Below are 18,034 nucleotides of genomic sequence, written 5' to 3'. Positions count from 1 at the left end.
GACGGCGCGCCCCGCATTATGCAGTGGTCACTTGACGCTCTGCACCGCGTCCAGGATCACCGCCGCCACCTTGGCCGGCTGCGACTGCTGGGGCACGTGGCTGCTTTTGACCGTGCTGAGTTTGGCGTTGAGGGCCGTGGCCATGGAACGCTGCAGTTCCGGCGCGATCATACGATCGGCTTCGGCCAGCAGGTACCACGAGGGTTTCTGTTTCCACGCAGCCACCGACACCTTGTCGCCGAAGGCGCTGCCGAGAATCGGGCCTTGCGTTGCCGCCATCACCGCGGTGGCCGCGGCGGGCAGGTCCTGCGCGAAGTGCTTGCTCATGCCCTCCGGCGTGAGGTACAGCCAGCCGGCGGGATCGGGCGCGAAGTGGGCCACTCCCGAGGGGGTGGGAAAGCCCTTGCCGAGTTCGCCTATCACCTGGCCGACATCGGGTGCGAAGGCCGCCACGTAGACCAATGCCGAGACTTTCGGGTTGTCGCCGGCCTGCGTGATCACGGCGCCGCCCCAGGAGTGGCCGACCAGCACCACCTTGCCCGGCTGTGCGTCGATGGCGCGCTTGGCGGCGGCCGCATCATCGGCCAGCGAGCTGAGCGGGTTCTGCACGGCGACCACATGCAGGCCTTTGGCCTGCAGCAAGGGGATCACTTTGGCCCAGTCGGAGCCGTCGGCAAACGCGCCGTGCACGATGACGACGCTGGGTTTGGGTTCGGCGGCCGGTTGTGCGGCGGCGGAGGCGGCCATGATGGAAGCGGCGAGGCCGAGGGTGGTGAGCTTGAGGAAGTTCATGGTGACAAGACAGGTTGGTTGATGAGGACCTCAGTGTCTTTTCAAACGCGCTCCGGCGCTATTGGACGAATGTCCTATCGGCAAGGGCCACCGGGCCTGTGCGTCACCGGATGTAAGCCGCCAACTCCTCTGGCGTCCCTTCAGGGAAGGCCTCCTTGAGGAAGTTCAGGAAAGCGGAAACGCGGGCGCTCAGAAGGCGGCGGGAGGGATAGAGCGCCCACAGCGCCACCTCGGGCCCTTCGACATCGCCCCAATGCACCAGCGTTCCGGCGGCCAGGTCATTGGCGACCAGCGACAGGGGCAGGCGCGCCGCGCCGACGTTCGCGCGGACCGCATCGCGGACCATGAACAGCGATGACAGGCTGAGGACGGGCTGGACCGCCAGGCGATTCTTCTTTCCCGACTTCGTCAGCTCCCACACAGATAGCTGGTCGCCAGTCCCGCCTCCCCGCTCCACGACCGGAACAGGCGCGCCGCCCGCGGGCCGGTGAAGCCCGGGGCTTGCCACCACCACGATCCGGTCCCTCAGGAAGATCCGGCCTACCAGGCTTTCGTCCGGGTCCGGGTTGACGCGGATCACCAGGTCGTAGCCCTCCTCCACCATGTCGACGGGGCGATCCTCGGTCGTGACCTCGAGCCGGACCTCGCGGTGCTTCATGGCGAACTGCGCCGCCAGCTTTCCCATCGCGGCCTGCGAAAACAGCAGCGGCGCGCTCACCCGCAACCTTCCCCGTGGCGCGTCTCCGCCGGAGGCGATCGCCGCCGTCGTCTCGTCGAGCTCGGCGAGCAGTACCGAAGTCTTCTCGAACAGCGCCCGCCCTTCTTCGGTGAGCTTCAGCGCGCGCGCTCCCCGCTCGAAGAGACGCAGGTTGAGGCCGCTCTCCAGGTCGGCCACCCGGCGCGACAGGGTGGCCTTGGGGCGACCCGATTCGCGGGAGGCCCGCCCGAAGCCGCCATGCCGGGCGACAAGCGTGAAATCGGCGAGTGCAAGCAAGTCCATGTGTTCCACCAGTGAGACAGATAGTCCAAATATAAGGGCTATCGGCAATTAAACGAAACAATGAAGATCAAGGCTCTTTCAAACCAAACGGAGTAATTTCATGACCATTCTTGTCACCGGCGCAACCGGCAACATCGGCCGCCAGGTCGTCCAGCAACTCGTCAAGCGGGGCGCGGATGTGCGCGTCCTGGTGCGCGACCCCTCGAAAGCGGACTTCCCGGCGGGCGTCAACGTCGTGCAGGGCGACCTGCTGGACGTCGATGCCCTGCGCCGCGCCTTTACCGGCGTCTCCACCCTGTTCCTGCTCAATGCGGTGGTGCCCGATGAGTTCACGCAGGCCCTGGTTTCGCTGAACCTGGCGCGCGAGGCGGGCATAGACCGCATCGTTTACCTGTCGGTGATCCACAGCGACCGCTACCTCAACGTTCCGCACTTCGCGGGCAAGTTCGGCGTCGAGCGCATGCTGGAGCAGATGGGATTCGGCGCCACCATCCTGCGGCCGGCCTACTTCATGGACAACGACCACACCATCAAGGACGTCGTGCTGGGCTACGGCGTCTATCCCATGCCCATCGGAAGCAAGGGCCTGGCCATGATCGATGCGCGCGACATCGGCGAAATCGCGGCCCTCGAACTGCTGCGCCGCGAGCGCGCGTCCGGGCCGTTGCCGCTGGAACGCATCAACCTGGTCGGCCCCGACACGCTGACCGGAGACGCCGTCGCGGCCATCTGGTCGGACGTGCTGAAGCGCCCCATCACCTACGGCGGCGACGACACCGCAGCGTTCGAGAAGAACCTCCTGAAATTCATGCCGGCCTGGATGGCGTACGACATGCGCCTGATGAGCGAGCGCTTCCTGACGGAGGGCATGGTCCCCGAAGCAGGCGACGTAGAGCGCCTGACCAAGCTCCTGGGCCGCCCGCTGCACTCATACCGCGACTTCGCCGCCGAAATTTCCGCATCGGCCTGAGCGCTGGCTTCAAGCAACTCCCACCCAAGGAAACCATCATGATTTATTCGACCGCCACCGTTGAAGTGAACCCGCCAGGCGAGCTGCCGCTTACCCGCGCCCAGGCCTGGGCCGGCCTGGTCCTCAAGGCGCGCGATGCGCGGCTGTTCCTTCCGCCCGGCCTTTGCACGTATTGCGAGGTCGTGGAAGAAAGCGACACCCACATCGTGCGCGAAGCCACCATTGCAGGCGGTGACCTGCGTGAAATCATCACCTTCGAGCCCGAGGAAAAGGTGACCTTCTTCCAGGCCACCGGCCCGCGCGAAGGCGCGATCGTCAACGAGCTTTTTGAAGACGAATCGGGGACGCTTCAACTTCGTTTCTATTGCTACCTCGGCCTTCGCGGCAAGGTGCCCGGCGGCCCCGAAGAGCAAACGGAGCAGGCGTGGATGGACGGTGACAAGGGCTACAAAAGCGCCCTGGCATCGACGTTGAAACGCACCCGCGAACTGCTCGCGCAAGGCAAGCTGACGGGAGGTGCGCAATGAACGCCATCAAGACGGCGCACACCGCTCCCGCACGCCCGAAAATCCTGGTGCTGGGCGCCACAGGCGGCACGGGCCGGCTGATCGTCGCGCAGGCCCTCGCGCGCGGCTTCGAGGTCCGCGCCCTCGTGCGCTCCCCCGCCAAAGCGGGCGGCCTGGAGGGCGCCGAGATTTTCATCGGCGACGCCCGCGACCCGGCTGCGTTGCGCAAGGCCCTGGAAGGCAGGGATGTCGTCGTGAGTGCCCTGGGAACGCCGGTCAGCCCGTTTCGTGAGGTGACCCTCCTGTCCTCGGCAACGAAGGCACTCATCAACGCCATGAAGGCCGCCGGAGTGTCGCGCCTCGTGTGCATCACCGGCATGGGGGCGGGCGACAGCGCCGGCCATGGAGGATTGGTGTTCGACCGCCTGATTCTCCCCGCCCTCCTGCGCAAGGTGTATGCCGACAAGGACAGGCAGGAAGCCATCGTCAGGGACAGCGGCCTGGACTGGGTGCTGGTGCGTCCCGCGGTGCTGAACGACAAACCCGCCGGGCACGGGATCCGGGCCCTTACGGATCTCTCCGGTTTCCACGGCGGAACCATCGCGAGGGCCGACGTTGCGAGCTTTGTCCTCGACCAGGTGAACACCGACACCTGGCTGGGCCGCTCACCGCTGATTGCCTGGTGAACCGCCGCGCCCCACCCAACCAACCCATACCAGACCAGAAGAAGGAAACAGCCATGCCATCCACCGCCGCAACCGTGACAACAAGCATTGAAGCGCCCGCAGAAAAAGCCTTCCTGCACATCGTTCCCATCGCCCTCGCCTCCATCTTCACGGGGTATGGACCGCTCCCGTCGGTGACGGGGACGCTGGACGAAACCGGCCCGTGGGACGCCGCGGGCCGCAGCCGGACCGTGGTCTTCTCCGACGGGAGCTCGGCCCGGGAAACACTTGTCAGCTACGAATACCCGAGTCGGTTCGCCTACCGCATCACCGGGTTCACGGGGGTGCTGCGCTTTCTCGCCAGTGAAGCACACGGCGAGTGGTGGTTCGAAAGCGTGCCAGGCCGTTCCGCCACGTCCGTCCGCTGGCGCTACGAATTCATCAGCCGGTCGGGAATCCTCAAGCCGCTGGTCGGCCTTTTCACGCGGACCTTGTGGCGCGGCTATATGGGCAAGGCGCTGCGCCTGGCCCGGGCGCAGGTGGAAGCGCGGGTTTGAGTTCAGGCTTGCATGACCACGCCTTGCCAGCTACAAGCCGGGCACCTTGATCGACGCCAGCACCCGGTCGACCATCACGCCCGCCTGGCCCAGGTTGTTCATGGGATCACAGAACGAGGCCAGCTGTTCGCGCGTGACGTGCTTGTTGATTTCGGGATGCTCCGCCAGCAGTTCGATCAGCGGCCGCTGCTGCTTGAGCGCATCGCGGCAAATGTCATAGACCAGGTCGTGCGCATATTCGCGCCCGATGTAGGGGCCCAGGCCCATCATCACGGCCTCCGACATCACGAGGCCGTGGGTCATGTCGATGTTCCGGCGCATCTGCGCGGCATCGACTTCGAGGCCCGCGAGGATGAACTTCGCCTGCTTGAGCGCGCCCGAGATCAGGCAGAAAATCTCGGGCATCGCCACCCATTCGATTTCCCACGGGCCGGTTGAGCGCTCGTGGTCGGCGACCATCGCGTCCATCAGCGATGCGGCCAGCTGGCGCACGACGGAGATGTTGGCGTGGATGTAGAGGCAGGAGATGGGGTTGCGCTTTTGCGGCATGGTGGACGAGGAACCGCGGCCGGGCGCGAAGGGCTCGAACACCTCCGCGACTTCGGTCTGCATCAGCAGCTTCACGTCCATCGCGATCTTGCCCAGCGAACCGCCGACGATGCCGAGGAAGGCGCCGACTTCAGCAAAGTTGTCGCGCACGGTGTGCCACGAAATCAGCGGCTGCCCGAGCCCGAGTTCCTTCATGAGGCCGGCCTGCGTTTCCATGGCACCTTTTTCAAGCGAGGACAGCGTGCCCGACGCGCCGCCGAACTCGCCGACCAGCACCCGCGGCTTGAGTTGCGTGAGGCGTTCGCGGTGGCGTTCGATGCCCGCGAGGATGCTGGCCATCTTGTAGCCGAAGGTGATGGGCGTCGCCTGCTGCAGGTTGCTGCGGCCGATGATGGGCGTGTCGCGGTGGGCGCGCGCCAGTTTGGCCAGCGAGGCCGAAATGTCCGCGAGGTCGGCTTCGACCAGCGAGAGGCCCTCGCGTATCTGCAGCACGGCGGCCGTGTCCGTGATGTCCTGCGTGGTGGCGCCCCAGTGGCAATATTCGCCCAGGCCGTCCTTGCAATGCGCATTGATCTGGTTGACCACGGCGATGATCGGGTAGCCGATCTGCTCGGTCTTGGCCTTGAGCTTGGCCCAGTCGATCTGGCTGGGCTCGCAGTTTTTCACGATTTCTTCGGCCGCCTCTTTGGGAATGATGCCGAGGGCGCCCTGCACCTTGGCGAGCGCGCGCTCGATGTCCAGGTATTTGGCGGTGCGGTTCTCGTCCGACCAGACATGCCGCATGGCGGCATCGCTGAACATGTCGCCGAAAATTTTTGAATCGATGATGCTTGCAGACATGGCTTCTCCGTTGGGTTATGTGTCTTGTGAAAAATCAGGGGTGCGTGCGGCCATGGCCACGATGCGCCCGGCTTTGAGGACCACCGGGCGATCGACCATCTTCCCGTCGAGCAGAACGGCGCCGCCGCCGGCTGCGCGCGACGCGTCCAGGATGCGTTGTGCCCAGGCCTGCTCTTCATCGCCGGGCCGCAGCGCGCGATGCACGGCGCAAACCTGCGCGGGATGGATGCACATCTTGGCGCCGAAGCCGAGGCGACGTGCCTGCGCCATGTCGGCTGCAACGTGGTTCGCATCAATGTCGGGTGTGACGCCGGCCACGGGCGACGGCAAGCCCGCTGCGCGTGAAGCAACCACAAGCTGAACCGCGGCGTACTGTAGCGCCGGGCTGTCGGCGGGAATGTCGAGGTCGGCCATGTAGTCAAGCGAACCGAAAGCCAGGCGTGCAACGCCCGGTGCCGTGGCAAGGTCGGAGACGGCGAGCAGGCCACGCGCCGTTTCGACCAGCGGCAGCGCGGTGGCGCCCGCGCCGAGTTGGCCGAGAGCGTCGGCAATCTGCCGCACGCTTTCGCATTTCGGAAGCATGACGCAGGCGGCGCCCACCTGCCGCAGGAGCTGCAGGTCGTCCGCGTACCAGCCTGTGCTCGCGTCATTGATGCGGATCAGCAGCTGGCCGCGGATCTCCGCGCTGGCCGAGGGCATCCACGCCGCGATGGCTTCGCGCGCGGCAGCCTTGTCGGAGGGCGAGACCGCGTCCTCCAGGTCGATGATGACGCGGTCCGCACCCGAGGCCAGGGCTTTCGCGAATCGCTCGGGCCGGTGGCCCGGCACGAACAGATAGCTCAGCGGAACGTCCGCCTCCATCCTCATACGGCGCCTTCCGCGCGCAGCCCGGCAATCTGTTCGGCGCCGTAGCCGAAATGCGTCAGGATCGCATCGGTGTGTTGGCCCAGTGCGGGCACGGCGTCCATGCGCGGGGCGCCGTGTTGCCAGGAACCGGGCGGCAAAAGCGCGGGCACGGCGCCCGCAGGCGTATCAATTTCACGCCAGCGTGCGCGGGCTTGGAGTTGCGGATGTTTCCACAGTTCGCTCATGGTATTGACCTGGGCGTTGGCGATGCCGGCGGCCTCCAGCCGCTCGACGACTTGCGCGGCGGTCAAGGTGCTGAAGGCCTGGACGATGAGTGACGAGAGTTCGCCCCGGGCGGCGCTGCGCTGTGCGTTGCCGGCAAAGCGCGGGTCCCCGGCCAGTGCGGGTTGCAGCAGCACTTTTTCGCAGAATGCCTTCCACTCGCGTTCGTTTTGCAGGCCCATCATCACGGTCTTGCCGTCACCGGCCAGGAACGGCCCGTAGGGGTAGATGGTCGCGTGGCTGGCGCCGGTGCGCTGGGGCGGGGCCGCGCCTTCAAAGGCGTAGTAGAGCGGGTAGCTCATCCACTCCGACAGCGATTCGAGCATCGAGATGTCGATGCGCTGGCCTTCCCCGGTCTGCTGGCGGTGCATGAGCGCGCCCAGGATGTTGGTGTACGCATACATGCCGGCGGCGATGTCGGCGATCGACGGACCGGCCTTGGACGGTGTGTCGGGCGTGCCGGTCACCGAGACGAAGCCGGCTTCGCTCTGGATCAGCAGGTCATAGGCCTTTTTGTCGCGGTAAGGACCGTCGTCGCCATACCCCGAGATGTCGCACACGATGATGCCGGGCTTGCGTTTGGACAAGGCCTCGAACGACAGGCCGAGCCGCGCGGCGGCGCCCGGCGCGAGGTTTTGCACCACGACGTCGGCTTCTTCGAGAATCAGGCGCATGAGAATCTTCTGCGCTTCCTCGTGCTTGACGTCCAGCGTGAGGCTTTCCTTGGAGCGGTTGGTCCAGACGAAGTGCGACGCCAGGCCCCGCACGCGGCTGTCGTAGGCGCGCGCGAAATCGCCCACGCCGGGGCGCTCAACCTTGATGACACGCGCGCCCATGTCGGCCAGCTGCCGCGTGGCAAAAGGCGCCGCGATGGCGTGTTCGAGCGTGACGACGGTGATGCCCTTGAGTGGTTGCATGATGTTTCCTCAGCCCAGCTCGGCGGTGGCATCCATCGTGAGCCAGCCCTCATGGTCGCAGCCCCACAGGCGCACGCTTTTTCCGTCGGCCGAAGGCTGGCCGTGGATCGAAAACGGATTGACGTCGAACGTGGGCCGCACCGCCTTGAACTCAAATTTGCGCACCGTGGCGCCGGGCATGTGCCGGCGCAACAGGTCCATGAGCAGCGTGGCGATCAGGGGGCCGTGCACGATGAGGCCCGGGTAGCCCTCGACCCCGGTGACGTACTTGCGGTCGTAGTGGATGCGGTGCCCGTTGAACGTGAGGGCCGAGTAGCGGAACAGCAGCACGTCGTCGGCGACGATGCGGCGCTCCCACGCGAATTCGCCGGGCGCGGCCTGCGGCGGCGGGGCCACGTCGGCCGGCGTCGGCGCCGCGCGGTAGACGATGTTGTGGTGCTCGGTCAAGGCCACGCCTGCGGAGCCGTTGCGGCGCAGTTCGTGGCGCACCTTCACAAAAACCAGGTTGCCGGTGCGGCCGTTTTTTTCCTTCACGTCAACGATGGTCGAGGTGCGCGCGAGCGCATCGCCGACACACAGCGACTCGTGGAACTCGAAGTCGCTGCCGGCCCACATCCGGCGCGGCAGCGAAACGGGCGGCAGGAAGCCGCCACGCCGCGCGTGGCCGTCCGGGCCGATCTCCGACTGGGCATGGATAGGCAGGAAATACAGCCAGTGCCAGAGGCAGGGCAGCGGCGTGCCCGGCGCGGGGCGCGTGGTGTCCGGTCGGTCGAGCGTGGCCGACAGCGCCGCGTACGGCGTTGCGGTTGCGACGTCTTCCAGCGTCTCGCTGCGGCCTATCCAGTCCTGCAAATTCATGGTGGTGTCCGTGGGCAACATTTACTCGGCCTTGATCTTCGCGGCCGACACAACGGCCTTCCAGCGGATCACTTCTTTCTGCACCAGGGTTTTAAGCTGCTCAGGCGTGCCGGTTTCCACTTCGGCACCCTGGTCCTCGATGCGTTTTTGCACCCCCTTGTCCGCCAGCACGGCGTTCATCTCGGCATTGAGCCGGTTGACCACGGCCTTTGGCGTTTTCGCGGGCGCGAACATCGCGTACCACTGCGACATGCTGACGTTGGCGATGCCCTGCTCGGCCAGCGTCGGCACGTCGGGCAACACGGGAGAGCGCTTGTCGCCGGCGATGCCGATCGCCTTGAGCTTGCCCCCCTTGATCTGCGGGTAGGCGGTGAACAGGCTGGGGAACATGTACTGCGTGCTGCCGGCGATGGTGTCGAGCACGGCGGGCGCCGAGCCCTTGTACGGAACGCTGATCACATTCACGCCGGCCGACAGCTTGAACAACTCGCCCGCTATGTGCGGCGCCGTGCCGTTGCCGGCCGTGGCGTAGCTGTAGGTGCCGGGATTGGCCTTCAGATAGGCGACCAGTTCCCTGGCATTCTTCACGGGGACGTCCTTGTTGGCCACCATCACGGTGGGCGACGCGGCTACCATGCCGATGGGCTCAAAATCGGTGACGGGGTCGTACTTCAGTTTTTGCAGCGCCGGGTTGATGCCGTGCGTGGCGATGTAGCCGAACATGATGGTGTAGCCGTCCGGCGCCGCGCGCACGACGAAGTCGCTGGCGATCGCACCGTTGGCGCCGGCCTTGTTCTCGACGATGACCGGCTGGCCGAGCCTGGCACTCAGGCCCTGGGCAATGATGCGCGCCATGGCGTCGTTGGCGCCGCCCGCGGCGGTCGGCACGACGATGGTGACGGGTTTGGCCGGCCAGGCCTCGGCGAATGCCTGGCCGGGCATGAGCACGCACAGGCAGGCGCCGAACGCCAGGCAGAAGGAAGGCCGGAAGAAGTGTGAGGTTCGCATGAAATTGTCTCCGTCGTTTTTGTCTCCGGCCAATCATGCGATCTCCCGGGGATTCCGTGAAGTGCAACTTTTGCTAATATTGGTGCATGGCACGCATCAATTTTGACTTGCAGCAACTCGAGGCGTTCATCGCGGTCGCCGAGCGCGGGAGCTTTCGGGCGGCAGCCGATCACATCCACCTCTCGTCGCCCGCGTTGAGCCGGCGCATCGACAAGCTCGAAACCATCCTCGGGGCCCGGCTCTTTAACCGCACCACGCGCGAGGTCGAACTGACGGCCCTTGGACAGGTGTTCCTCGATCGCGCGCGCGCCGCGCTGGACGACCTCGAGTCGGCCATGCTCGGCATCACCGACATCGCCGGCAGCCGCACCGGCCGGGTCACGGTCGCCTGCGTGCCTTCCGCGGCCATCCATTTCCTGCCCTCGGTGGTGAGTTCGTTCTCCGAGCGCTACCCGCTGATCCGCGTCCGTGTGATCGACGAAGCCGCCGGCGCGGTCATGGCAAGTGTGGTTTCAGGCGAATCGGACTTCGGCATCAGCTTCATGGGCAACCAGGTGCCCGGCGTGGACTTCGAGCCGATCCATACCGACCCGTTCGTGGTGGCGATGCCGCGCCGCCATGCGCTCGCCGGCCGCAAGACGCTGTCGTGGAAGAACCTGGAAGCGGAGCGCCTGATTGCGGTCGCGCGCACCAGCGGAAACCGGCAATTGCTGGACGATGCGCTCGCCAAAGCGGGGGTCAATCCGTCTTATCGCCTGGAGGTGAGCCACATTGCGACGCTGCTCGGCATGGTCGAGGCGGGGCTCGGGCTTGCGGCCGTACCGCGCCTGGCCTTGCCGAAACGGCATCCGACGATGGTCGGCGTGACGCTCGTCGCGCCGGCGGTGTCGCGTGTGCTGGGCCTCGCCACCCTGCGCGGCACGACGCTGCGCGCCCCGGCGAAGATGTTCTACGACTACCTGCACACGGCCTTGAAGGACAGGCGCTAGCAGGAGGACCGGGCAAAGCGGCGACTGATGCAAGTCAAGCACCAATGTCGGCCGAAGTTGCACTTCACTGCCGTCCCGCTTGTTGAGATGATCTGCTCGCTGACTTTTCAATTCCAAACGAGACGGAGACAAACATGGCCTTCAAACAATGGGTACGCGCGCCTGGGTCCATCGCGGCGACAGTGTTGCTGCTGGGCGGGCTGGCAGGTTGCGCACAGGCGCCGATCCAGCTGGCGGAAATGGGTTCGTTCCATGTGGGCGGCCGTGAAGTCCTGATCACCGGCAAGCCGGTCAAGGAAATCGCGCTGACCGCCAACGGCGTGCCGGCGAAGTTCGACCCCAACGGCCTCTACCAGGTCGAGCAGATGTACGTGCAGTACTTCATTCCCAAAAGCCCGCGTGGCGCGCTCCCTATCCTGCTGTGGCACGGCGGCGGCCTGACCGGCGTAACGTATGAAACCACACCGGACGGCCGTGAAGGCTGGCTCAATTTCTTTGTCAGGAAGGGCTGGGCGACCTACAACTCCGACGCGGTCGAACGGGGGCGTTCGGGCTTCGCGATGTCCCCTGAAATCTTCCCGACCGAGCCGCTGTTCCTGACCAAGGAAAACCCGTTCGAGCGTTTCCGCATCGGCCAGGGCGCGGGCTCGTACAACAAGGATGTGGCGAAGATGAAGCCCCTGCCCGGCAGCCAGTTCCCGATTGAGGCCTACGACAACTTCACCAAACAGAACGTGCCGCGCTGGACCTCGACCGACGCGCCGACGATTGCCGCCTACACCGCGCTGGTCGACAAGGTATGCCCGTGTGTCGTGGTCGTGCATTCGCAGGCAGGACTGTTCGGGGCGCGTGTCGCCGAGGCGCGGCCCGACAAGGTCAAGGCCCTCGTGATGGTGGAGCCCGCGGCAGTCGGGCCGATAGAGGACGCGCCGAAGATGAAAAACGTGCCGGTGCTCGCCATTTATGGCGACTACATCGAGCAGGATTCGCGCTGGCCCACGATTCGCGGCAACGGCATCAGGTTCTACGACGCCCTGAGGGCGGCCGGTGGCAGCGTCGATATGGTCGACCTGCCCAAGGCCGGCATCAAAGGCAACTCGCACATGGTCATGATGGACAGGAACAGCGATACGGTCGCGGCGCTCATCCAGAACTGGCTGGTCAGCCGCGGGCTCTACAAATAGGCCCGCTCCCCAGGCAGCCTTTTCATATCGCGAAGCGCCGGAGATGCAGGGTGGGTTTCAAGGAGCGCCCAGTATGCGCTTGCGCGCACTGTGTTGAATGACGCCGAAGTCTGATCGGCATTTCATGCCGCTCACATCCGTCACTCGACGGTGACGGATCTGGCAGGGTTTCTTTTCCCGTGTTTCTCGCGTGTATAGCCGCTCACTTCGCTTCGCGAAGTAAGTGCCCTCCAAACCCGGGGCAGACTTCAGTGCGACCCAAGATCGCGCCATCAGGCGGCCGCGTCCGCGTCCGCTTCCGTGTCCAGCCCCGCCTTGGCGAGTTCCAGCCTGTACTGTTCCCATCCGGAAGCCGGGACCATTTCGCCTTCGCGGCTGCGGATTTCGTCCAGGCGGCCGCGGACCTCATCGGCTGCGTCGTCGCCGCCGCCTATGAACACGCCGCGCGTCATGGTCACGTGCGCGCATTCGAAGCTGCCCGCGCCGGCCAGGAGAATCATGCGCGTCGGGGCGTCGTCGCCGACCAGCGCCACCAGGCCGGGGCTGACTTTTTCGGGGGCCAGGCCCATCAGCGTTTCATGCGGCAATACGCCTTCGGTCATCCCGGTCGCCGCGCTGGGCGCCAGGCAGTTCACGCGGATGCCGTGCCGGGCGCCTTCCAGCGCGAGGGTCTGCATCAGGCCCACCAGCGCCATCTTGGCCGCGCCGTAGTTCGCCTGGCCGAAGTTGCCGTAGAGGCCCGAGGAGGACGTCGTCATCACGATGCGGCCGTGGTTCCGGGCGCGCATCGTTTCCCACACCGCCTTGCTGCAATGGACCGCCCCCATGACGTGGACGTCGAACACCAGCCGGAAGTCGTCGAGCGGCATCTTCGCGAACGATTTGTCGCGCAGGATGCCCGCGTTGTTCACCAGGATGTCGACACGCCCCCATGTGTCAACCGCCTTCGCCACCATGGCCTCCATCTGCGCGTAGTCGGTCACGTCGCCGCCGTCGACGATTGCCTCGCCGCCGAGCCGCCGGATCTCCTCCACCACGCGCGCGGCGGACGAGCCTTCGCGGTCGCCATGCAAGTCGTTCACCAGTACGCGCGCGCCGTGCCTGGCCAGCTCCAGCGCGTGCGCGCGCCCCAGGCCGCCGCCCGCACCGGTGACGATGGCCACTTTTCCCTGTAAATGTTGACTCATGAAGCTCTTTCCATAAAAAAAACGATTGCGATTGCGCGCTCAGCGATGCGAGTACAGGAGCGTTCCCGCCGCGAAGCCCCTGGCGTGAAAAATCCAGGAACCCTCGCCGCCCTTGGCGTCGTTGGTCAGGATCACCAGCTCGTCGGTCCCCGGGATGAAGCCCACGCTGGTGGAGCGCAGGTTGTGCCCGCTTTCGCGCCTGGGCAGCAGCACCTGGCCGATGGCGATGCCGTTCGGGTTGAACACCAGCACCCTGCCCTGCGAATACATGGCGACGTAGACGTTGCCGTCGCTGTCCGAGCGCATCGAGTCGGGCGCGAAGCCGTTGAAGTGGTAGGGCACGGCGGTGCCGAAGGGCGCGATGGTGGTCGGGTTGGCCAGTTCTACCTTGTGCAGCCGGCCCGCGCTGAGCTCCGTGGCCCACAGCACCTTGCCGTCGGGGCTGAGGCACACGCCGTTGGCGATGGCCATGTTCTTCAGCATGGGCGTGATGGTCTTGAAATCGGGCGACACGTAGTAAACGCCGCCGATGGGATCGCTGGAACTGCCGCGGAAATCGGTGAAGTAGAAGCCGCCGTCGGCATCGAACACCAGGTCGTCCGGCAGGTAACCGGCGCTGGCCGGCACGACGGTGGTCAGGCCGCTGCCGTCCGGGTTGATCCAGAAAATGCTGCCGGTGTCGACGAAGTTTCCGAGGCCGGCCACAAAGATGCGGCCGTCCCTGTGGATGGCGATGCCGGCCGAACCCAGCGCATTGGCGGGCAGCACCGTGCTGAGCACCTTGCCCGGTGTCAGCTTGAAGACCGTGCCCCCGAACACGTCCACGAACAGCAGGTTGCCGGCGCGGTCGAAGGAGGCGCCCTCCAGTTGCAGCCCCTCGCTGGACACCTTGAAGAAGGGCCGCGCGGTGACGGTGAGCAGGCCGCGCTCCGCCGGCGGAATGGGAAAAGGGCCGCGCAGATCGGGCCGGTAGCGCAAGGCCGGCGCGGCCGCGACGCAGGGCAGCGGCGCAAGCACCAGCGCGGAGCGGGCCAGCGTGCGCAGGGTGCTGCGCCGGCTCAGGCGGATGGTTTGCGGGTCGTTCATCGTGTTCTCCGGTTGGTGGGACAAACAGTGCGACGTGAAGCGTTCGGCGGTGGCCGCAGGGAAGCCGGCGCGCCTAGAAGGCGACCGCGTCCGCGCCCTTCAGCCCCAGCATGGCCCGCGCCTCGTCGGGCGTCGCGATCTCCAGCGACAGCTCCTCCAGGATGCGGCGTATCTTGAGCACCTGCTCGGCGCAGGACGTCGCCAGCCGGCCCTTGCCGATGTAGAGGCTGTCTTCCAGGCCGACGCGCACGTTGCCGCCCAGGACCGCGCCCATGGTGAGCAGCGACATCTGGTGCCGGCCGGCGCCCAGCACCGAGAAGCGGTAGGCGTCGCCGAAGAGGCGGTCGGCCGTGGTTTTCATGAAGACGAGGTTTTCCGGGTCGGGGCCTATGCCGCCCAGGATGCCGTGGATCATCTGGATGAAGAGGGGCCCCTTGACCAGGCCTTCGTCCATGAAGTGCGCCAGGTTGTACAGGTGGCCGACGTCGTAGCACTCGAACTCGAAGCGGGTGCCGCAGTCCTCGCCCAGGAGTTTCAGGATGCGCTTGATGTCGCGAAAGGTGTTGCGAAAGATCAGGTCCTCCATGCCTTCGATGTAGGGCTTCTCCCAGTCGTAGCGCCATTCGTGGATCTTGCCCGCCGCCGGATGGATGGAAAAATTCATCGAGCCCATGTTCAGCGAGCACATCTCGGGCTGGGCCTGCAGCGGGTAGGCCAGGCGTTCTTCCAGCGTCATGCGCGTGCTGCCGCCGGTGGTGATGTTGATCACGGCATCCGTCGCCGCCTTGATGCGCGGCACGAACTGGTCGAAGACCGCCGGGTCGGCCGTGGGCCGCCCGTCGCCGGGGTCGCGCGCGTGCAGGTGCAGGATCGCGGCGCCCGCCTGGGCCGCGTCGATGGCCTGCTGCGCGATGTCGTCCGGCGTCAGGGGCAGGTAGGGTGACATTGCCGGCGTGTGCACCGAGCCGGTGACCGCGCACGAGATGATGATTTTGTCCTGGGCTTTTGCCATGGGTTCCTTCAGTGTCATTCAGTGTCAAACGGCCAGCCAATCCGCAAGCAGCTTCTCGTCCGAGGCCAGCTGCTGCGGCGTTCCTTCAAACACGATCCGCCCGTGGCCCATCACGCAGACGCGCGTGGACACCTTCAGCGCGATCGCGAGCTTCTGCTCCACCAGCACGACGGACACGCCCCTGCGGTGCATGTCCCTGATGCATTCGCCGACCGCCGTGACGATCTTGGGCGCCAGGCCCTCGGTCGGCTCATCGACCAGGATGACCTGGGGATTGCCCAGCAGCGAGCGGCAGATCGTCAGCATCTGCTGCTCGCCGCCCGAGAGGTTGCCGGCCTTGGTGTGGCGGCGTTCCTTCAGCCGGGGGAAGTAGGCGAACATGTCCTCGACCGTCCAGCGCGTGGCGCCGGGCGCGGCGGGCTGCTCGCCCATGCGGAAGTTCTCGTCCACCGTGAGGTTGTGGAAGACCTCGCGCTCCTCCGGCACGTAGGCCACGCCCGCGCGGCAGATCGCATAGGGCCGCGCGCCGGTGATGTCGCGCTCCATCAGGCGGATGCGCCCGCCGGTGGGCGGCACCAGCCCCATGATGGCTTTCATCGTGGTGGAGCGCCCGGAGCCGTTGCGGCCCAGCAGGCTCACCACTTCGTTGCGCCCGACGTGGAAGCTGACGCCGTGCAGGATGTGGCTCTTGCCGTAGTGGGCGTGCACCTCCTGCAGCGACAGCAGCGGGACGGGTATGGTCATGCCGCCACCTCCTCGCCCAGGTAGGCTTCCTTCACCGCCGCGTTGGCGCGGATTTCCTCGGGCGTGCCGGTGGCGATGACCTCGCCGTAGACCAGGACGCTGATGCGGTCGCTGAGCGAGAACACCACCTTCATGTCGTGTTCCACGATCAGCAGCGCGCGCCCCCGCGTGACGCTGCGTATCAGTTCCGCGGTGTAGGCCGTCTCTTCGTTGGACATGCCGGCCATCGGTTCGTCGAGCAGGATGGCCTTGGGGTCGGAGGCCAGCGTCATCGCGATCTCCAGCGAGCGCTGCTCCGAATAGGACATCTCGCCGGCAATCGCCTGCGCGCGCCGCTGCAGGCGCACCTGCTCGAGCAGCCGCTCCGTTTCCTCATTGATGCGCCGCTCCTTGCCGACCAGCGACCACAGCCTGTACTGCAGGCCGTAGGGCCGCATCACGGCCAGGCGCAGGTTCTCGAAGACGGTCAGTTTCGGGAAGATGTTGGTGATCTGGAACGAGCGCGACAAGCCGAGCCGGTTGACCTCCTGCGGCGAGCGGCCGTCGATGCGCCGGCCGTCAAAGACAATCTCGCCGGAACTCGGCCTGAGGTTGCCCGAGATGAGGTGGAACACGGTGGACTTGCCGGCGCCGTTCGGGCCGATCAGCGCGTGGCATTCGGCGGGCCGCAAAGTCAGGTCCACGCCGCGGATGATCTCGGTCGGGCCGAAGGCCTTGCGCACGCCGCGCAGGCTGAGGATGCCTTCGCTCATGCCGCGCTCCCTGGGGTCCCGGTCACGGCCGCGCCCGGCGCTGCATCCTGTTCGTCGCGCGCCGACAGCACGCAGAGCCAGCGCCGCACACCCAACACCAGCGAGCCGCCGAGCGCCAGCAGCAGCGCGGGCACCAGCCAGGTCAGCACGGCCGCCGGCGGCCAGGCCCGCCCGAACAGGGCGATGGGTGGCCAGGGCGCGTAAGGGTTGGCGTTGGCCATCGCGCGGTAGTCCTGCGAAAACATTCTTTGCAGCAACTCCACCGTGAAGGCCGTGCCGGCAGCCAGCAACGCGGCGGCGGCCATGCAGGCGAGCAGCACCGGCACGAAGCGGGCCGTGCCGATGCGCCGGCGCAAGCGCCCCGCCGCGCCGAAGAGGCCCGCCAGGCCCTCGGGCATGAACATCATCACCAGGACAAACAGGATGCCCTGGTACAGCAGCCAGGACTGGGTGAGGTCCGAGGCCGCATAGCCGAAAAAAGTCATGATCGAAGCGCCCAGCGCCGGGCCCAGGAACAGCTTGACGCCGCCTATGTAGGTGTTGAGGACGACCGAAGCCGACAGGTGCGCGTCGAGCACCACATAGTTGGCGGCCTCGTTGTTGATCACCTGCAGGCCGCCGGCCACGCCGGAGAACATCGCCGAGATGGCAAACACCAGCACGCCCAGGCGGTGCACGTCATAGCCCAGGAAGGCCAGGCGGTGGCCGTTCTCGCGCAGCCCCAGCGCCAGCCGGCCCACCGGCGTGAAGGTGAAGAAGTACAGCAGCGCCAGGCAGGCCAGCACCCAGGCCAGCGTCAGGTAGTAGACCTGCGAGGTCGAGCCGAAGCTCAGGCCCATGGCCGGCATGCGCATGGCCGAGACACCGGCTTCCCCGCCGAAAAGCCCCTTGAGGTGCGGCGCCAGTGCATGCAGCAGCTCGGCGATGGCCAGCGTGATCATGGCGAAGTAGGTGCCGGTGCGCTGGGTGGCGAACCAGCCGGCGACCGCCCCCATGAGCAGCCCGCCCAGCGCGCCGGCCAGCGGCAGCAGCGGCGTCGGCAGCAGGCCGGCACCGCCGACGGCGTTCATGGCGTGCACGGTGGCAAAGGCGCCCACGCCGAAGTAGGCGGCATGGCCGAAAGACAGCATGCCGGCCTGGCCGCACAGCACGTTGTAGGCGCTGGCGAACAGGACCGCGATCAGCATCTGGATCGCGGCGTTCAACAGCCCTTGCGACAGCAGCACCGGGGCGGCGGCGAGCAGCAGCACGCCAAGCGCGGCAAGAACGGGAACAGACCGGAATTTCATG

Annotated in this window: 19 protein-coding genes; 6 read left to right on the top strand and 13 right to left on the bottom strand. The window is 66.3% G+C overall.

Annotated features, from left to right (window positions below):
* Positions 1-27: 27 nt before the first annotated feature.
* Both ACLV74_RS18375 and ACLV74_RS18370 read right to left on the bottom strand, forming a co-directional pair.
* A complete protein-coding gene (locus tag ACLV74_RS18375; protein ID WP_411880849.1) occupies positions 28-792 on the bottom strand; it encodes an alpha/beta hydrolase in 765 nt (254 codons plus the stop codon).
* A gap of 103 nt (positions 793-895) precedes the next feature.
* Positions 896-1,792 carry a LysR family transcriptional regulator gene (locus tag ACLV74_RS18370; RefSeq protein WP_411880848.1) on the bottom strand — a complete coding sequence of 299 codons (897 nt, stop codon included), beginning with the start codon at positions 1,790-1,792 and terminating at the stop codon, positions 896-898.
* Positions 1,793-1,892: 100 nt separating this feature from the next.
* Here ACLV74_RS18370 and ACLV74_RS18365 point away from each other — a divergent pair, with 100 nt between their 5' ends.
* From ACLV74_RS18365 to ACLV74_RS18350, 4 genes are read left to right on the top strand one after another with little or no spacing between them, the layout of a single operon-like run.
* Positions 1,893-2,762, top strand: a complete 870-nt coding sequence (locus tag ACLV74_RS18365; protein WP_411880847.1) for an SDR family oxidoreductase — start codon at positions 1,893-1,895, stop codon at positions 2,760-2,762.
* 38 nt (positions 2,763-2,800) lie between these two features.
* Complete coding sequence (locus ACLV74_RS18360) at positions 2,801-3,289, top strand: SRPBCC family protein (protein ID WP_411880846.1); 489 nt, start codon at positions 2,801-2,803, stop codon at positions 3,287-3,289.
* Positions 3,286-3,954: an NAD(P)-dependent oxidoreductase gene (locus tag ACLV74_RS18355; RefSeq protein ID WP_411880845.1), complete on the top strand. Its 669-nt coding sequence runs from the start codon at positions 3,286-3,288 to the stop codon at positions 3,952-3,954. The genes ACLV74_RS18360 and ACLV74_RS18355 overlap by 4 nt, the downstream gene beginning before the upstream one ends.
* A gap of 53 nt (positions 3,955-4,007) precedes the next feature.
* Positions 4,008-4,490 (top strand): SRPBCC family protein, encoded by a 483-nt coding sequence (locus ACLV74_RS18350; RefSeq protein WP_411880844.1) that lies wholly within the window; start codon positions 4,008-4,010, stop codon positions 4,488-4,490.
* Between the two features lie 30 nt (positions 4,491-4,520).
* Here the strand turns inward: ACLV74_RS18350 and ACLV74_RS18345 are convergent, their stop codons facing one another.
* Genes ACLV74_RS18345 through ACLV74_RS18325 form a run of 5 tightly spaced genes read right to left on the bottom strand, consistent with a single transcriptional unit; the run spans position 4,521 to position 9,790 of the window.
* On the bottom strand, positions 4,521-5,879 hold the full coding sequence (locus tag ACLV74_RS18345; protein WP_411880843.1) for an adenylosuccinate lyase family protein: 1,359 nt from the start codon (positions 5,877-5,879) through the stop codon (positions 4,521-4,523).
* Between the two features lie 15 nt (positions 5,880-5,894).
* Positions 5,895-6,740, bottom strand: a complete 846-nt coding sequence (locus tag ACLV74_RS18340) for an HpcH/HpaI aldolase/citrate lyase family protein (protein WP_411880861.1) — start codon at positions 6,738-6,740, stop codon at positions 5,895-5,897.
* A gap of 2 nt (positions 6,741-6,742) precedes the next feature.
* Positions 6,743-7,924: a CaiB/BaiF CoA transferase family protein gene (locus tag ACLV74_RS18335; protein WP_411880842.1), complete on the bottom strand. Its 1,182-nt coding sequence runs from the start codon at positions 7,922-7,924 to the stop codon at positions 6,743-6,745.
* Positions 7,925-7,933: 9 nt separating this feature from the next.
* A complete protein-coding gene (locus ACLV74_RS18330) occupies positions 7,934-8,782 on the bottom strand; it encodes a MaoC family dehydratase N-terminal domain-containing protein (RefSeq protein ID WP_411880860.1) in 849 nt (282 codons plus the stop codon).
* Between the two features lie 21 nt (positions 8,783-8,803).
* Entirely contained in the window at positions 8,804-9,790 is a 987-nt protein-coding gene (locus ACLV74_RS18325; protein ID WP_411880841.1) for a Bug family tripartite tricarboxylate transporter substrate binding protein, read from the bottom strand.
* A gap of 86 nt (positions 9,791-9,876) precedes the next feature.
* Between ACLV74_RS18325 and ACLV74_RS18320 the strand changes: the two genes are divergently transcribed.
* Together ACLV74_RS18320 and ACLV74_RS18315 are read left to right on the top strand one after the other, a co-directional pair.
* The gene (locus tag ACLV74_RS18320; protein WP_411880840.1) at positions 9,877-10,779 is read left to right on the top strand and encodes a LysR substrate-binding domain-containing protein; all 903 of its coding nucleotides are present in this window, start codon (positions 9,877-9,879) and stop codon (positions 10,777-10,779) included.
* A 134-nt stretch (positions 10,780-10,913) separates the two neighbouring features.
* Positions 10,914-11,963, top strand: coding sequence for an esterase (locus tag ACLV74_RS18315; RefSeq protein WP_411880839.1), 1,050 nt, complete (start codon positions 10,914-10,916; stop codon positions 11,961-11,963).
* Between the two features lie 272 nt (positions 11,964-12,235).
* Here ACLV74_RS18315 and ACLV74_RS18310 read toward each other — a convergent pair whose 3' ends face one another.
* The 6 genes from ACLV74_RS18310 to ACLV74_RS18285 form a co-directional block, all read right to left on the bottom strand.
* Positions 12,236-13,150, bottom strand: a complete 915-nt coding sequence (locus tag ACLV74_RS18310; protein ID WP_411880838.1) for an SDR family NAD(P)-dependent oxidoreductase — start codon at positions 13,148-13,150, stop codon at positions 12,236-12,238.
* Positions 13,151-13,189: 39 nt separating this feature from the next.
* Complete coding sequence (locus tag ACLV74_RS18305) at positions 13,190-14,236, bottom strand: SMP-30/gluconolactonase/LRE family protein (RefSeq protein WP_411880837.1); 1,047 nt, start codon at positions 14,234-14,236, stop codon at positions 13,190-13,192.
* Between the two features lie 73 nt (positions 14,237-14,309).
* Complete coding sequence (locus ACLV74_RS18300; protein WP_411880836.1) at positions 14,310-15,248, bottom strand: 3-keto-5-aminohexanoate cleavage protein; 939 nt, start codon at positions 15,246-15,248, stop codon at positions 14,310-14,312.
* Between the two features lie 24 nt (positions 15,249-15,272).
* Positions 15,273-15,992 carry an ABC transporter ATP-binding protein gene (locus ACLV74_RS18295; protein WP_411880835.1) on the bottom strand — a complete coding sequence of 240 codons (720 nt, stop codon included), beginning with the start codon at positions 15,990-15,992 and terminating at the stop codon, positions 15,273-15,275.
* A complete protein-coding gene (locus ACLV74_RS18290) occupies positions 15,989-16,744 on the bottom strand; it encodes an ABC transporter ATP-binding protein (RefSeq protein WP_411880834.1) in 756 nt (251 codons plus the stop codon). The genes ACLV74_RS18295 and ACLV74_RS18290 overlap by 4 nt, the downstream gene beginning before the upstream one ends.
* Complete coding sequence (locus ACLV74_RS18285) at positions 16,741-18,033, bottom strand: branched-chain amino acid ABC transporter permease (RefSeq protein WP_411880833.1); 1,293 nt, start codon at positions 18,031-18,033, stop codon at positions 16,741-16,743. Before ACLV74_RS18285 ends, ACLV74_RS18290 begins: the two co-directional genes overlap by 4 nt.
* Between the last annotated feature and the right edge of the window lies 1 nt (position 18,034).

It is taken from the genome of Polaromonas sp. YR568 (assembly GCF_943369415.1).
In the GTDB taxonomy this organism is placed as follows: Bacteria; Pseudomonadota; Gammaproteobacteria; order Burkholderiales; family Burkholderiaceae_C; genus Polaromonas.
The sequence above is the reverse complement of the archived record's forward strand: the minus strand, read 5'-3'. Positions and strand labels throughout refer to the sequence as shown.

Excerpts from the sequence above, each read along its gene's own strand:
- ACLV74_RS18375 (WP_411880849.1), bottom strand. The coding sequence starts at position 792 with ATGAACTTCCTCAAGCTCACCACCCTCGGCCTCGCCGCTTCCATCATG.
- ACLV74_RS18370 (WP_411880848.1), bottom strand. The coding sequence starts at position 1,792 with ATGGACTTGCTTGCACTCGCCGATTTCACGCTTGTCGCCCGGCATGGC.
- ACLV74_RS18365 (WP_411880847.1), top strand. The coding sequence starts at position 1,893 with ATGACCATTCTTGTCACCGGCGCAACCGGCAACATCGGCCGCCAGGTC.
- ACLV74_RS18360 (WP_411880846.1), top strand. The coding sequence starts at position 2,801 with ATGATTTATTCGACCGCCACCGTTGAAGTGAACCCGCCAGGCGAGCTG.
- ACLV74_RS18355 (WP_411880845.1), top strand. The coding sequence starts at position 3,286 with ATGAACGCCATCAAGACGGCGCACACCGCTCCCGCACGCCCGAAAATC.
- ACLV74_RS18350 (WP_411880844.1), top strand. The coding sequence starts at position 4,008 with ATGCCATCCACCGCCGCAACCGTGACAACAAGCATTGAAGCGCCCGCA.
- ACLV74_RS18345 (WP_411880843.1), bottom strand. The coding sequence starts at position 5,879 with ATGTCTGCAAGCATCATCGATTCAAAAATTTTCGGCGACATGTTCAGC.
- ACLV74_RS18340 (WP_411880861.1), bottom strand. The coding sequence starts at position 6,740 with ATGGAGGCGGACGTTCCGCTGAGCTATCTGTTCGTGCCGGGCCACCGG.
- ACLV74_RS18335 (WP_411880842.1), bottom strand. The coding sequence starts at position 7,924 with ATGCAACCACTCAAGGGCATCACCGTCGTCACGCTCGAACACGCCATC.
- ACLV74_RS18330 (WP_411880860.1), bottom strand. The coding sequence starts at position 8,782 with ATGAATTTGCAGGACTGGATAGGCCGCAGCGAGACGCTGGAAGACGTC.
- ACLV74_RS18325 (WP_411880841.1), bottom strand. The coding sequence starts at position 9,790 with ATGCGAACCTCACACTTCTTCCGGCCTTCCTTCTGCCTGGCGTTCGGC.
- ACLV74_RS18320 (WP_411880840.1), top strand. The coding sequence starts at position 9,877 with ATGGCACGCATCAATTTTGACTTGCAGCAACTCGAGGCGTTCATCGCG.
- ACLV74_RS18315 (WP_411880839.1), top strand. The coding sequence starts at position 10,914 with ATGGCCTTCAAACAATGGGTACGCGCGCCTGGGTCCATCGCGGCGACA.
- ACLV74_RS18310 (WP_411880838.1), bottom strand. The coding sequence starts at position 13,150 with ATGAGTCAACATTTACAGGGAAAAGTGGCCATCGTCACCGGTGCGGGC.
- ACLV74_RS18305 (WP_411880837.1), bottom strand. The coding sequence starts at position 14,236 with ATGAACGACCCGCAAACCATCCGCCTGAGCCGGCGCAGCACCCTGCGC.
- ACLV74_RS18300 (WP_411880836.1), bottom strand. The coding sequence starts at position 15,248 with ATGGCAAAAGCCCAGGACAAAATCATCATCTCGTGCGCGGTCACCGGC.
- ACLV74_RS18295 (WP_411880835.1), bottom strand. The coding sequence starts at position 15,992 with ATGACCATACCCGTCCCGCTGCTGTCGCTGCAGGAGGTGCACGCCCAC.
- ACLV74_RS18290 (WP_411880834.1), bottom strand. The coding sequence starts at position 16,744 with ATGAGCGAAGGCATCCTCAGCCTGCGCGGCGTGCGCAAGGCCTTCGGC.
- ACLV74_RS18285 (WP_411880833.1), bottom strand. The coding sequence starts at position 18,033 with ATGAAATTCCGGTCTGTTCCCGTTCTTGCCGCGCTTGGCGTGCTGCTG.